Raw genomic sequence first — 14,234 nt, forward strand, 5'->3', positions numbered from 1 at the left:
GTGCAAAATGTATAAAACAAGATTATTCTTTTTGGTGATTTTAGTGATCGTATTTTCATCATGTGTCCGCAATAAAAATCCGCAGCAAATGCAGCAAAGCGTGATTCAACCAACAAATCAACATGTTTTTGAAATAAGCGAAGTGATTCAGGGAAACACCTACACTTACCTTAAGGTGAAAGAGAACATGATGGAGCGCTGGGTGGCTATCGGTAAAAAAGACGTGAATAAAGGCGATGTATTGTATTACGATGAAGCTTTGCAAATGACCGATTTTCACAGTAAAGAAATCGATCGGACTTTCGATGTGATTTATTTTGTGAACCAGGTGAGCACAACACCTTTGAATCAGCAACCCGCAATGACTGGTGGAATGCCATCGGCGCATAAAGGTAAAGTAAGTGCAAGCGATGCAGAAGTTGAAATTGACAAGCCGGAGGGTGAATTAAGTATTGCCGATGTGTATGCCAACAAGGCCGATTACAGCAGCAAAGAATTTGAAATACGCGGAGTTGTAGTAAAAGTGAACGATCAGGTGATGGGTAAAAACTGGGTGCATATTCAGGATGGAACCGGAACCAGTGGAAATTTCGATTTGACTATAACCACGGAAGCTGTTGTAAAGGTTGGCGACGAAGTTGTTTTTAAAGGGAAACTTACTTTGAATAAGGATTTTGGTGCCGGTTATTTCTACGATTTAATCATGGAAGACGGTACTTTGGTCAGCAAAAAGGTTTCGTAAACGTATTTTGAAACCGGACTCTAAATTTATTTATATATTTGTATCTAAATATATCGATATATTATGATAGAGTTCAAAAAGCTGGAGATTAAGGAAGAAGGAAACCGGTTTCAACGCCTGGTCAGGAAGCCACATACAAAAAAAACGCTGGTGTATATTCTGATTGGTGCTGTAGCCGGTTTTCTGTTTTATTTTTTTACCGAAGGAATGCACATGGATGCCATGCCGGGCCGCGAGATTATTCAAAGTGTGGCAGTGGGAGCTTTTTTCGGATTCTTTGTCACCAACAGTCCGTGTTCACGGGGGCGGTGTTAAAAAGTCAACCGGTTATTTCTGAATTCCCAAACTTAAACACTTGTCTTTAGACAAAGGTGTCTCAATATTTCTTTATGTTGCATGTTGATTTTTGTAACTTTAATCTGAAAATCAATACAAGTAAGGTATTACGTTTAAACATCCCGCAATGAAGAAATTAGTAGTTATCATTGGCACTTTCTTAATCCTCATGTCCTGCTCTAATCCAAACAGCGAACACCAGAAGAAAAAAAATCTTACTCCTGAGGAACAAAAAATGGAGTGGTGGACCGACGCCCGTTTCGGGATGTTTATTCACTGGGGCCTGTATGCTGAGCCAGCCGGAGAATGGAAAGGTGAACGTATTCCGGGAATTAGTGAATGGATAATGTGCAATGCAAAAATTCCGGTAAAAGAATACGAAAAGCTGGCTGAAACTTTTAATCCGGTTAAATTCAATGCCGATGAATGGGTGAAACTGGCCAAATTTGCGGGGATGAAATACATCGTAATCACCTCAAAGCATCACGATGGATTTGCCATGTATCATTCTTTGGCCAGCAAGTATAATATCGTTGATGCCACACCTTTCACACGTGATCCGCTAAAAGAATTGGCCGATGCCTGTAAAAAGTACGATATGCGGCTTGGGTTTTATTACTCGCAGGCACAGGACTGGCACGAGCCGGGCGGAACTTACCGTGGTTACGACGAAGGTAAGCCTCACTGGGATCCGGATCTTGTACGCGAACCATTTATGGATTATATTGAAGGGAAAGCCATTCCGCAGGTAAAAGAAATTTTGGAAAATTATGGTGGCCTCGATATACTTTGGTGGGATACCCCGTTTGGCATGACCGAAGAAGCGGCTGAAAAACTAAAAGCAATAACCGATGATTATCCAAAACTGATTACCAATAACCGATTATACAGACCCTGGCCGGGCGATTTTTCGACGCCTGAACAGTATGTACCGCCAACAGGGCTCGATTATAACTGGGAAGTGTGTATGACCATGAACACAAGCTGGGGCTACAAGTGGTACGACGATAACTGGAAATCGTCGGAAGATTTGATTCGCATGCTGGTTGATATTGCGAGTAAAGGCGGTAATTTCTTGTTGAATGTTGGCCCTACCGCTGAGGGTGAGTTTCCGGAGCCGAGCGTAGAACGACTTAAAGCAATCGGGACCTGGATGCAAAAAAATGGCGAATCGGTTTACGGTACTTCCGCGAGTCCGTTTTTTAAGCTGCCGTGGGGGCGTTGCACGGTTAAAAAAGTAAGAGGTGGAACAAATTTTTACCTGCATGTGTTCGACTGGCCCAAAAACGGTTTGCTCACCGTGCCGGGTTTCAAGGCAAACGTGAAGGATATTTATCTGCTTTCGAATTCAAACCAGCATTTTGCCTGGAAATTTGATGGGAATAACCTGGATATTCATGCACCTTCAGTGATCTTCGATGAGGTGAATACCGTAGTGGTAGTGAAGGTAAAAGGACAATATATTGTTGAAAGTAACAAGCCGACTCTGTTTAATGGCAGCATATTGTTACCGGCCGATTTTGCCGATGTTTATAATCCGGGGTATGGCAGTCATGCTAAGATAGAAGGACAAGGAACAAAATCAGTTATTTCAAACTGGGTTGACGGCCGCTCGAAGCTAAAGTGGATTTTTGATGTAAGCGAGCCCGGGAAATACAGGGTAGAAACATTGGTGAATGCTGAAAGTAGTTCAGGTTTGAACATGGAGATTGGTGACAACAAAATAGCTTCAGAAATTCGTTCAACCGACGGCAAATTTGACGTAGTGAAGCTCGGTGAAATCGAGATTAGTGAAACCGGAGATCACATGATTTCCCTGGTCCCCGATCGCGAAAACTGGAATGGTGCCGAGCTGATGTACCTTGAACTGATTAAACTTTAGTCGCGCGGTGCATAGTCGTGATTGGGCACAGGAAACTGTGCATTCGTTTCGGATAAACGTGCTTCCAGCAATTTTTGCAATTCCCTAACTTTCTCCGGATTTTGTTCGGCTATATTAGTCGATTCTCCCGGATCATTGGCGAGGTTGTATAATTCCACATGATCATCTTCGTAAAAAAGTACCAGTTTCCAGTCACCTTTTCTGATGGCCGATCCCGGAGTCCAGGCACTGCCGTGGTAATGCGGGTAATGCCAGAATAATTCGTCACGATTTAGACTTCCCTCGTTGGTGAGAATTGGTAAGAGATTCTCCCCGTCGTTATCCTCATGTTCTATTTCAGCCAGATTCAAAATGGTAGTAAAATAATCCATACTAATGGCGGGTGTTTCAGTGCTTCTTCCCGGTTCAGCCACCTCGGGGCCGGCAATGATCAACGGCACCCGAATCCCGCCTTCGTAACACCAGCCTTTGCCGGCGCGCAACGGCCCGTTGCTTGTTGGAGCATTGGGGCGGTACAATGTCGATAATCCACCGTTATCGCTTGTGAAAATCACCCATGTATTTTCGTCGAGACCTTGTTCTTTCAGTGCTGCCAGGATTCTGCCGACGTTCGCATCCATGGCATTTACCATCGAAGCATAGGGCGCATCTTCCTGCATCATTTTGGTCCAGCCTTCGCCTTCCTCGCGGAACGGAACGTCTTCAATATTCATAGCTTCGCGCTTGGCTTCGTATTTTTCTATGCTCGATTTGGCTGCCTGGATAGGTGTATGAACAGTATAAAAAGCCAGGTATAAAAAGAAGGAATTTTCTTTATTTTCGGTGATGAACTTGATCCCTTCATTCGTCAGGCGGTCGGTGAGGTACTCACCTTCGGGACCATCCGGAAGTTTCGGATTTTTGTAGGGCGAATAATAACCCCCCGGAGGATGCCCCATGTGATAACCGCCGATATTGATATCAAAACCCTGATCCTCGGGATAAAAACCTTCGCTGCCCAAATGCCATTTTCCTATAAAACCGGTTTTATAGCCTTTCTCTTTTAGTTTTTCGGCAATTGTAATTTCATTCAGTGCCAGCTCGTCGGCATCCTGCGGACCCAGCAGCGGACGTTTTTTCGGATCGTTACCAGGGATCCAGTCAGTAATATTTACCCGGTTCGGGTGTTTGCCGGTCATTATAGCGGCACGTGTGGGGCTGCATACCGGGTTGGCCGCATAAGCCTGTGCAAAGCGCACGCCGCTTTTAGCCAGTTTATCGATGTTGGGTGTGTCGTAAAAACTTTCAGGATAATTGCATTTTACATCGGCCCATCCCAGGTCGTCAACCAGAATGAATACAAAGTTGGGATCTTTCTTTTTTGAACAGGAAAGAATGCTAATGGCGATGATAAAAAGTAAAAATGCTTTACGAAACATGGCGAATTATTTTAGCCTGAAACTACCACTTTATACGCGAATAAAAAAGAACCGTTCTCTCTAAAAAGAACGGTTCTCTTAGTATAAACAATGGCCAAGTTTTATCCTATTAATTATTTTCGGTACCTTTTCGGTGCAAATAATAACTAAAACCCCAGCGCACATCAAAATTATCACTTGGAAATGTGGATCCTATCTGGGTAAAATCATCCGCATTTTCTGAATTTCGATAGGAGAGCCAAAGAAATGTACTCAGGTTTTGTGTTATATTCCATGCAACTTTAGGGCCGATGATAAAAGAGGCATAATCCTTCGACTGAGGATACATATTATTCTTGAGAACGAAATTTACACCTGTTTTAACGGAAATACCAAAATTATTACGATTTAGCAGGTAGGCTTCTAAAGTTGGCCCTGCCGTTAAGTTATTGATGGTATTAGATTCTTTGTATCCAATATAACTAACTTTAAAACCTGCAGAAAAATGCTTGAATATGAAATAACTAACATGCGTATTTAGTAAGAAAGTTTTAATTTTCTTTTCGTCTGTGCTATTAACACTGGAATAATTTCCTGATCCGCCCAATTCAAAAGAGCCTCTGTCGGGCTGAGCAAATGTTTGAATGGATATAAGGCATAAAATTAGAATTGTAAATAATTTGTGTTTCATGGCAATGATTTTTAACGAATGATTAATTGTTGTTTTACTAGCTCATTGTTCCAGTTTACATGTAAAAAATAAGTGTCTGGTTCCAGGTCGCGGGTATCAATATTTAGATTTAATGCCTTGGATTCAATCGATTTTCGCACTCTTCCGTTTTTATCCAAAATTTGTACCAAATATTCATCAATATCTCCATTTTTAAGATTCTTATTTTTATTAACTTTAATTTTATTCTTTTTTTCTTTCACGTCTTTTTCTTCAATAAAAGTTAATTCAACATACGAATCTGCCGGATTGGGAGACATTAACATATACATGCCGTAATCTTCGGTATAAAACATTGCACCCTGCGCCATAATATAGTCTGTTCCGCATTGGTTCTCGGCATTTACCTGAATTACCTGACTTGAAGGAGCTGTATTGTCCAGATACAAATAAACAGTGTAGTTATCAGGATGGCCACCTCCCGAGCTATATCCTGTTATGTAGTCTGCCCAGGCTTGTCCGGGCCATCCGGTTCCTCCAAAGTTCCAGTTGTAAGTATTAACACCCTGCACCGTTTCATTTGAATTGTTAAGAATTCCAATAGCAATGGATTCATTTCTTGGCGCTACATATTGATTGCTTTCAAAATACACTCCAAAGTCTATTTCGTTGTTGCTGGGAATACCATACCAAACAGGTTTATTACTCTCATCGCTGTCAGCATATCCATCCGCAACTGCTTTTACTTTAACATTTCCACTTCCTGATCCTGAAGGTTTGTGTACGGTAACAGATGTTTCCGGTCCGGTATAAGAAGTAACATATTGTCCTCCCTGGTATATCTTTAATCCATTTGTTACTGTCCATGCATATTCTTCAGTGGGCGAGTCACTTGTTGAGATTGAGTAGACTTCAGAACTACAAATAGGTGTATCTCCGCTAATAGTTGGTGGATTTAATTTACGAGCAATATTCACTGTATCCCATGGTATGAATTCACTGCAAAGATCGGATTGCATATATTTTGTTTTAAAGCTCACCCACCCAGGCTGATCACCTGTCATTTTATACTTGTATACATGTTCAATAATATCAGCTTCATTTATAGACCAGCTATATTGGTCTTCATTGATATTGGATGATTTTAAATATTCATAAACTACGCCGGGATTCGAATTAAGTCTAACATAAAATACTTTATTATTGCCAACTGGAACTGTTTTCTCGTGTGTTTCTCCCAGAGTCAACCACGTTGGATGCAAATAATGAATGTCAAATTCTTGAAAGTCTTGTTCTCCTTGCCCATAATTTACAGTAAGTATCCCATCATTTATTATATCGTTCCATCGAATACTAATCTCATTATTGGTACTATCAGCATTCATCCTAATTATTGTACTGTCGTTCGAATTTAGATAGTAACTTCACGGTACAATAAAAACTCCACCGTTCAGAATTAGATCAATATTCCCATATTCATAATAGTTTGAGTCTATGGTATAATTATATTCTTCTCCATAACAAACATCTTCATTATCTGGAGAAACAATTTGAGCTAAAGAAAAATGAGAAAAGCTAATTAAAAAAGCTGCGAATAAAGTAAATAGAAAATTTTTCATTGGTTTAAAATTTGGGTTTATAATTCACATTAATTGTAGTATGATGTATCTGGAATATATTAAGCGCGCGTCCAGGTATCATAGTTCGATAAAGGTATAATACCCCCCCCTGTTTTAATATGATAAATATCAGCAGTGTTATGAAGCATAAAAACGTGTGTGGTGTGAACAGATTATGATGATTTAATAAGAAAGAACCGTTCTCTCTAAAAAGAACGGTTCTCTATCTCATTACTATTATTCTATATACTCAGTACTACTTACTCATCTCCGCAAAATACTTGTAGAAAAGCGGAAGGGTTCTGATGCCGTTAAAGAATTGCTCCAGCGGATAATTTTCGTTGGGCGAGTGTATGGCATCCGCTTCGAGGCCAAAGCCCATTAGTACGGTTTTTATACCCAGCACTTCCTCAAAAGTCGAAATGATGGGGATACTGCCACCCGAACGTATCGGCACCGGACGTTTGCCATAAGTATCCTGATAGGCTTTTTCGGCAGCCTGGTAGGCCGGAATATCAATAGGACAAACGTATCCCTGACCGCCATGCAGCGAAGTTACCTCTACTTTTACCGATTTTGGTGCAATGCTCTCGAAATGGTTTTTGAAGAGTACAGCGATTTTTTCGTGGTTTTGATTGGGGACCAGTCGCGATGAAATTTTTGCAAACGCTTTTGAAGGCAAAACGGTTTTGGCACCTTCGCCGGTGTAACCTCCCCAGATGCCGCAAACATCAAACGACGGGCGGATTCCGGTGCGTTCCGAAGGAGTGTATCCTTCTTCGCCGGCTAACTCTTCCACGTCGATGGCTTTTTTATAGGCCTCTTCATTAAACGGAGCGCGGCCAAGCAGTTCGCGTTCTTTGGCTGAAACTTCCAGCACATCGTCGTAAAAGCCGGGGATCGTAACTTTGCCTTGTTCGTCTACCATTTGAGTGATCATTTTCGACAACACGTTAATCGGGTTGGCTACCGAACCTCCAAATATTCCTGAGTGCAGGTCTTTGTTGGGGCCGGTAACTTCTACCTGCCAGTAGGCTAGACCGCGCAATCCGGTAGTAATCGACGGTGTATCGCGGGCGATCATCGAAGTATCGGAAACCAGGATGACATCAGCCTTTAGCATGTCCTTGTTTGCGGCACACCAATGTCCCAGGTTAGGCGATCCGATTTCTTCTTCGCCTTCAATCATGAATTTTACGTTGCAGGGCAGCGTATTGGTTTTTACCATCAATTCGAAAGCTTTGGCGTGCATCATTCCCTGACCTTTGTCGTCGTCGGCACCGCGGGCAAAAATTTTTCCATCGCGGATTTCCGGCTGAAACGGATCGGAGTTCCACTTTTCAATCGGATCAACCGGCATTACATCCATGTGCGAATAAACCAATACAGTTGGCAGCGCCGGGTCGATGATCTTTTCGGCATATGTAACCGGATTCCCTTCGGTTTCAAAAACTTCTGCTTTGTCGGCTCCCGATTTCAGCAGCAGTTCTTTTAAATACTCGGCAGCCCTGTACATATCGGGCTTGTGGCTTTTTATCGAACTGATTGACGGAATGCGAATCAGTCCAAAAAGTTCTTCCAGAAAACGGTCTTTGTTTTCTTCAATATACTTATTGATGTGTTCCATAATAGTGCAAGTTTTAAGCGTTGAAAATAGGGGTTTTCACGGTACTAAAAAAACGCTTTTGTCATGTAGAGGAAGAAAGGCGGAAGAGTTCAGAGTTCAGGATTCAAAGTCGCAGTATCCAGTCTCTGTCAGCAGTTTTCTTTTGATAGTTTGCAATTTGACAATTTATCAGTTGAACAGTTTTGCAATTCTCAGGCTTGTCCAATCCATACCGGGTTGCCGGTACTTTGATTCAAATGATTTTACCAAAATCAAATCCGTACCGGATTGCTTCGCATCTCAACGCAGTATGCGTTAGCTTATGGTAGTAGGTGCTGCTTTTCCTTGCAGCGAAGCAGGTGATATGGTGAGTGAAGATGAAACGACTAAGCGCGTTAAGTTCTCTCCAACCCATACCGGTTTGCCAGGATTATGAGTCTTATGATTTACTAAAATCAAATCCACACTGTATTGCTTCGCGTCTCAACGCAGTATGCGTTGGTTTATAGTAGTATGTGCAAATGAATTCGATAAAACCCTGTAAGGGTTTGATAAACGAAGGTTTAACGTTCAGAAATCTAAGTAACAATAATCGTAAAGTATAATTTGTTATTATAATAATTATTAAATTTATGCAACTATGATTCTGCCCCTTGAAAAAGTTTATTGCATATATTTTGTTTCTATTACTGCATTCATGTTCAGAATTTAAATCTGAGGATGAAAAAGTCATTCACTTAGCCGATTCATATTATGGTCATTATATCAATACCAATCCTGAATATGCTCTAATACAAGGTATTTCGTCTGAACTTATATTTCAGTTTAACCCGAATAGCTTAGAAGATTTTAAAAGGAATGAATTCTTTGAAGACAGTTTATATACAGAGCTGCTTGCTGTCGATAAAACCCAAATAGAAGATAAAGTCAATACAATTACCTATTCGATTCTAAAAGAGCAATTGGAGCGGACTGCCGATCTTCGCATTTGCAAAACATACCTGTGGAATGTGAGCCATAGATATGGCCTTCATCACAGGTTCTTAAAGCTTGCTGAGCAGCAGCCACTCGAAACCCATTTACAGCGAAATGCAGCTTTAAAACGATGGGCTACTTTCCCTGATTACATACAAAATGAACTTAATAACCTGAAAACCGGGATTTCGGAAGGTTACACGATGCCCAAGGAAGTTGTCAGAGCTGTTATCGTTCAGATTAACAGAATTTTGGATTATGATTTGGATGACTCCCCATTCGTAAAGCCGGTATTAAAAACCGGAGACAAGATTTTTATTCAGGATTGGAAACAGTTGGTCGAACAAAAGGTGCTGCCGGCATTAAGTTTATATCGCAACTTTTTAAGTGATACGTATTACAAAGAAGCAAGAACCGATATTTCAATGTTGGAATTGCCAAATGGAGAGGAATGCTACAATGCATATTTGAGATTAAATATCGGTCCGAATGTATCCGGTGCTGAAATCTACGAACTCGGACAGCAACTGGTTTCCTCAAATGTTTCAGCAATAAAAGCTCTTGGAAGTGAACTTTACGGAACTGATCAGTTCCCGGAAATTATCCAACATTTGCGTAATGATTCTTTAAATTTCTTTCATAGCAAGAATGAACTGATGACTTGTGTGGATTCTGTTCTTCTTTATTCAAAAGAAGAGTGCACATCATATTTCGCCAATTTACCGACCAAAGACATTCTGATAGACGAATATAAACCTTATGAAAATGGTGCCGGTGAAATGGATCCGGCAACTGGTAATCTGCAGGCATACATTAGAATAAATACCGGTTATCAGCTTGAATCAACCAAAACCGATTGCGAAAGATTGATTTTTCATGAGGCTTATCCCGGTCATCATTTGCAAATAGGAATTGAGCAGGCACAGATAAAGATGCACCCTATTTCGAAAATCATTTCCTTTGAAAGTTATACCGAAGGTTGGGCAATTTATGCGGAACAGTTGGCTGAAGAAATGGGGCTATATTCCAGTGAAGCCGCTACGATTGAGCGACGAAGTGAAATTGGAAGGTTCATGGTAATTGATGCAGGAATTCATTTACATGGTTGGACCAGGGAGCAAGTAGTTGATTATTGTGCAGAGATTGGCTTGGACCGGAAGGTTGGCCTGGGGATGTACTATAGAAGTGCAGTTTGGCCGGGTCAGTTAGTTGCCTATAATTACGGTGGGGAAGAGATTAAGTCGCTGAGAAAGCTGGCAGAGGAACAACTGGGTGATAGGTTTGACATTGCAGAGTTTCATACCAAAGTGTTGGAAAACGGTTCTGTTCCTTTAGATATTCTGCGTGATAATATTGTGGAATGGATTGCTCTTGACGTTAATTCACAGGGAGATTAAGTTAGAAGTGAACTGGATCTTTGGGAATTCTTTCAACCAGCTCCAGCCTATACCGGGTTGCCGGGACAATGACTCTAATGATTTTACTAATATCAAATCCGTACCGGATTGTTTTGTGGTCAACGCAGTAAGCGTTGGTTTATCGTAGTATGTGCAGATGAATGAGAGCGAAAACCCTGTATGGGTTTGATAAACTAGAGTTTAAAGTTCAGGTTTCAAAGCAGGATCATTAGCCAATTATACAGTTTTTCAATTTAGCAGTTTCACAATTTATCAGTGTTCCGGGAAATAAAAAAGGCAGCCCGAAGACTGCCTTTCCTTAAGCTTATCACAACTTAATTAGTCAACGATTGCCTTGAATTTAGGATCGTTGAAATATTTTGCAAATTCCATGTCAACTTTAGCTGCTTCTTTCAGTTCTGGTTTGATGTCGCAGGCAGCCTTCAGGCTGTCGAAAAGCAATGCTTCTTTAGCAGTGCGGGCACCAACAACAGCTTTCAGGTATTCAGCCATCCAGCAATTTGGTATTTCGCAAGCTTCCAGATCTTTTAAAGCACCGTTGTTGTCGCCGGCTAAAATTTTAGCAAGACCGGTGTTCGGATCCTGGTATTTTCCGTAGTAACGAACTGCTTTGTCGTATTCAGCTTTTTTCACGCTAACGATTCCCAGGTTGTAATTAACCTCGTCGCCGCTTCCGGCTGCTGCACCAAACAGTGTTTCTGCTTTTGCAACATCACCTTCAGTTAATGCAATGGCACCCAGGTTATTTTTGATAACCGGCTCGTTGTTTTTTAGCGTTTCAGCTTTTTCGAAATAAGGTTTTGCATCGGCATATTTCATTTGGCTGGCCAGCACATAACCTACGTTGTTTGGTCCACGCCAGTCGTTAGGGTAAGCTTTTACGAATGATTCGTAAACTTCTTTCTGATCGGCTTTGTCGGCAAACAAAGTAGCAGCGTAAAGCAATTCTGCAGGATTTAATGAAGCGGGATTAGCTTTGGCAGCAGCTTTCAGTTCTTCGTCGGTTTTACCAATCAAATCAACGCTGGTAACCAATTTTGCACGACGCAACTGAGGAAGGATCTCTTCAGCAACTTCGGTGAAAGTTTCACTCAGGTTACGGATTTCACGCTCACGAACTTCAGGATCGTTGTACATTGAAAGTACGCGGAGAATAAGTTCTTTATCCTGAATATTCGATTGTTCCATTTTTTCTTTGAACCCGTCCCAGTCTTCAGGAGTGTATTTTGTTTTCAGTTCGATATCAACGCCGGCTTCTTTCAGTTTTTTAGCTAAAAACTCTGATGAAGTGCTTTTACGTGCAGCAGCCAGTTCAGTGTTGAAATCAATGGTACCGTCAGGTGAAGCATAAGCCGAAACTTCAACATCTTTCAGGTCGATTCTTTCGTCTTCGTTTGCTTTTTTAGTATAATCTTCAAGCGCTTTTACTTCGCTTTTTTCGGTTTCGTCTCTTCTTAGGTTCGAACGGTTGATCAGGTATTTGATGTCAGCCATTTGCTCATCAGGAACAACACGTTGGAAAGCATCGATATTCGGATCGTATTTGCCCGAATTGTTGGCTTCGCGGGTAACACCCAAAATGGCTTTTGGTACCACTGCTACTCTTTCGCTGGTTGCAAGTACACCGTCGGCAATTTTGATTGGCGAGAAATCAACTGATTTTTTGCCTTGTGAAGCAGTAATGTTTACATACAATTCCGATTTAGCCATTGCTTTGTTGTAAGCAACTGCATCTTTGTAAGTAACGTTACCACCGCTGTTGGCAATAACTTTGTTGTTTGCCTGAACACTTTCGCCCTGAACAGTTACAGGTTGAAATTCAGTTTCTCCTTCAGCGTATTTCAATACCGGGGTAGCTGTCAGAGTAACTTTTTTATGGAAATATTTTGAGGGAAATCTTCCGGTAATTGCCACATCAACTTCGCTTGCATGCGCTTCAAGTACTTCCGGAGTAACCTTGAAATTAATTTGATCGGCATTCTTCTTCATTTTATTAAGCCCTGAACAGCTCGACAACACCACAGCCACAGCAACGATCAGTGCAAAAGGTTTAAAGTTGATCCTTTTCATAACAGACTAAAAATTAATAAGAGTTTAAAATTCTACGAAATCAGTCCACAAAAATATAAAGCTTTTTAAGATATGAAAGCTGCTAAGCAGGTTTTTATCACAATATTAGACGGTTTATCCCCAATTCATATTTTTGGTCGAAAATGGCCGTTTTAAGAAGCTGATATTCATCATGATTTTGCACAAAATCGATGTTGTTGATATCGATGATCAGCACCGGGAACGGGTGTTTCTGTTTCAAAAAACTGAAATAACCTTTTTCTATTTTCGAAAGGTATTCTGATGTAATGTGCTTTTCGTAATCGCGACCTCTGCTTGCGATGTTTTTCATCAGGCGGTTCACATCGGCATGGAGGTAAACATAGAGGTCGGGTTTGGGCATCGACTCCGAAACCATATCGAAAATTTGCCGAAACAAATGGTACTCATTGCCCTGCAGAGTGTTCTGAGCAAAAATGGCAGTTTTCGAGAAGTAGTAATCCGATATCAAAAAAGAATGAAAAAGGTCGAGGTTCAGAATCTCTTTTTTGATCTGTCTGTACCGGTCGGCCAGAAAAGATAATTCAAGTGGGAAAGAGTAGCGTTCCTGGTTTTCGTAAAACTTCGGAAGAAAAGGATTGTCGGCAAATTGTTCCAACACCAACTTGGCATTGAATTCCTCAGCCACCATTCCCGACAAGGTCGTTTTCCCGGCTCCAATATTTCCTTCGATTACCAAAAATTGCATGTGTTCTTTGCGTTTTCTTAAAGAATTAAGTTATTAAATGCAAATACGTTAACTAGCTGTCTGATATAGAATAATAACGTTTGATATATATGAAAATACATGTCACTTTGCTTTGAATACTCACCCTGATCGTGTCTTCGACACAATCGTCCCTCTCTTCATGCAGAGAGGGAGAAGAGGGAGAGTCAAAGAATATACATGTATAAATAATCTATCAAATTTTAAATTTAGCTTCTGACAGTTTGAATTTCAAAAATAACGGCTTTTAGCGATTCATCCCCGAAATGTTGAAAACTCTACATCAGTTTATTGTCGTTTCTTACTTTTTTGTCTTTAAAATTTCCTGCGAAGTAGGCGACGACTAATCCGATAGAAATTCCGATAGCAAACATTTCGAGCTTGTGCAGCGGTTGAAGTTTCATGAAAAGTAAACCGAGTGCTGTACCTGCAATGGCTCCGTATAAGGCGTAAATATAACTGTAATAATATGGGGCATAAAAACCATGCTCTTTTCGCATATGGCTCGAAAGGCGGCTAATCAGACGATCGTATTCGCGGCGCTTTCTACCGGGAACATCCACTGCCACATCAATGCTTTCAACCACCTCGGCAATGTCGATCATTTCTTTTTTACAGGAGGGACAGGAAGTTGAAAATTCATCAACGCGCTCTATGTTTCGCTTAAATTCTTTTATTCTGAAAAAGATGATGTCTTTATCGCGTGCGCTTTCCAGTTTGCTGTCAATTTTTGCAGTAATTTCTTCCGACCAGTTTCCCATGATTGCAATTTTG

The 14,234-nt window shown here is 41.0% G+C and carries 12 protein-coding genes; 4 read left to right on the top strand and 8 right to left on the bottom strand.

Going from position 1 to position 14,234, the window contains the following annotated elements; translation table 11 throughout:
- Positions 1-7 precede the first annotated feature (7 nt).
- From HFD85_RS03325 to HFD85_RS03335, 3 genes are all read left to right on the top strand, one after another.
- Positions 8-742: a hypothetical protein gene (locus tag HFD85_RS03325; protein WP_167605181.1), complete on the top strand. Its 735-nt coding sequence runs from the start codon at positions 8-10 to the stop codon at positions 740-742.
- A 63-nt stretch (positions 743-805) separates the two neighbouring features.
- Complete coding sequence (locus HFD85_RS03330; RefSeq protein ID WP_167605182.1) at positions 806-1,057, top strand: hypothetical protein; 252 nt, start codon at positions 806-808, stop codon at positions 1,055-1,057.
- Between the two features lie 148 nt (positions 1,058-1,205).
- On the top strand, positions 1,206-2,960 hold the full coding sequence (locus tag HFD85_RS03335) for an alpha-L-fucosidase (RefSeq protein WP_167605183.1): 1,755 nt from the start codon (positions 1,206-1,208) through the stop codon (positions 2,958-2,960).
- Here HFD85_RS03335 and HFD85_RS03340 read toward each other — a convergent pair.
- From HFD85_RS03340 to HFD85_RS03360, 5 genes are all read right to left on the bottom strand, one after another.
- A complete protein-coding gene (locus tag HFD85_RS03340) occupies positions 2,957-4,378 on the bottom strand; it encodes a sulfatase (RefSeq protein ID WP_167605184.1) in 1,422 nt (473 codons plus the stop codon). The two genes, HFD85_RS03335 and HFD85_RS03340, sit on opposite strands and share 4 nt — an antisense overlap.
- Positions 4,379-4,487: 109 nt before the next feature.
- Positions 4,488-5,048: an outer membrane beta-barrel protein gene (locus tag HFD85_RS03345; RefSeq protein ID WP_167605185.1), complete on the bottom strand. Its 561-nt coding sequence runs from the start codon at positions 5,046-5,048 to the stop codon at positions 4,488-4,490.
- A gap of 11 nt (positions 5,049-5,059) precedes the next feature.
- On the bottom strand, positions 5,060-6,412 hold the full coding sequence (locus HFD85_RS03350; protein ID WP_167605186.1) for a hypothetical protein: 1,353 nt from the start codon (positions 6,410-6,412) through the stop codon (positions 5,060-5,062).
- Positions 6,413-6,451: 39 nt separating this feature from the next.
- Entirely contained in the window at positions 6,452-6,646 is a 195-nt protein-coding gene (locus HFD85_RS03355) for a hypothetical protein (RefSeq protein WP_167605187.1), read from the bottom strand.
- A 256-nt stretch (positions 6,647-6,902) separates the two neighbouring features.
- A complete protein-coding gene (locus HFD85_RS03360) occupies positions 6,903-8,273 on the bottom strand; it encodes a dipeptidase (protein ID WP_167605188.1) in 1,371 nt (456 codons plus the stop codon).
- A 632-nt stretch (positions 8,274-8,905) separates the two neighbouring features.
- On the opposite strand from HFD85_RS03360, the gene HFD85_RS03365 reads away from it, so the two are divergent.
- Complete coding sequence (locus HFD85_RS03365) at positions 8,906-10,624, top strand: DUF885 domain-containing protein (protein ID WP_167605189.1); 1,719 nt, start codon at positions 8,906-8,908, stop codon at positions 10,622-10,624.
- Between the two features lie 339 nt (positions 10,625-10,963).
- Here HFD85_RS03365 and HFD85_RS03370 read toward each other — a convergent pair whose 3' ends face one another.
- The 3 genes from HFD85_RS03370 to HFD85_RS03380 form a co-directional block, all read right to left on the bottom strand.
- Positions 10,964-12,715, bottom strand: a complete 1,752-nt coding sequence (locus tag HFD85_RS03370; protein ID WP_167605190.1) for a tetratricopeptide repeat protein — start codon at positions 12,713-12,715, stop codon at positions 10,964-10,966.
- 97 nt (positions 12,716-12,812) lie between these two features.
- Positions 12,813-13,442: a deoxynucleoside kinase gene (locus tag HFD85_RS03375; RefSeq protein WP_167605191.1), complete on the bottom strand. Its 630-nt coding sequence runs from the start codon at positions 13,440-13,442 to the stop codon at positions 12,813-12,815.
- Positions 13,443-13,738: 296 nt separating this feature from the next.
- Positions 13,739-14,221 carry a hypothetical protein gene (locus HFD85_RS03380; RefSeq protein WP_167605192.1) on the bottom strand — a complete coding sequence of 161 codons (483 nt, stop codon included), beginning with the start codon at positions 14,219-14,221 and terminating at the stop codon, positions 13,739-13,741.
- Between the last annotated feature and the right edge of the window lie 13 nt (positions 14,222-14,234).

The sequence above is a fragment of the Maribellus sediminis genome, from assembly GCF_011799805.1.
Lineage (GTDB): Bacteria > Bacteroidota > Bacteroidia > Bacteroidales > Prolixibacteraceae > Draconibacterium > Draconibacterium sediminis_A.

Coding starts and splice junctions, on each gene's coding strand:
- HFD85_RS03325 (WP_167605181.1), top strand. CDS start 8: ATGTATAAAACAAGATTATTCTTTTTGGTGATTTTAGTGATCGTATTT.
- HFD85_RS03330 (WP_167605182.1), top strand. CDS start 806: ATGATAGAGTTCAAAAAGCTGGAGATTAAGGAAGAAGGAAACCGGTTT.
- HFD85_RS03335 (WP_167605183.1), top strand. CDS start 1,206: ATGAAGAAATTAGTAGTTATCATTGGCACTTTCTTAATCCTCATGTCC.
- HFD85_RS03340 (WP_167605184.1), bottom strand. CDS start 4,378: ATGTTTCGTAAAGCATTTTTACTTTTTATCATCGCCATTAGCATTCTT.
- HFD85_RS03345 (WP_167605185.1), bottom strand. CDS start 5,048: ATGAAACACAAATTATTTACAATTCTAATTTTATGCCTTATATCCATT.
- HFD85_RS03350 (WP_167605186.1), bottom strand. CDS start 6,412: ATGAATGCTGATAGTACCAATAATGAGATTAGTATTCGATGGAACGAT.
- HFD85_RS03355 (WP_167605187.1), bottom strand. CDS start 6,646: ATGAAAAATTTTCTATTTACTTTATTCGCAGCTTTTTTAATTAGCTTT.
- HFD85_RS03360 (WP_167605188.1), bottom strand. CDS start 8,273: ATGGAACACATCAATAAGTATATTGAAGAAAACAAAGACCGTTTTCTG.
- HFD85_RS03370 (WP_167605190.1), bottom strand. CDS start 12,715: ATGAAAAGGATCAACTTTAAACCTTTTGCACTGATCGTTGCTGTGGCT.
- HFD85_RS03375 (WP_167605191.1), bottom strand. CDS start 13,442: ATGCAATTTTTGGTAATCGAAGGAAATATTGGAGCCGGGAAAACGACC.
- HFD85_RS03380 (WP_167605192.1), bottom strand. CDS start 14,221: ATGGGAAACTGGTCGGAAGAAATTACTGCAAAAATTGACAGCAAACTG.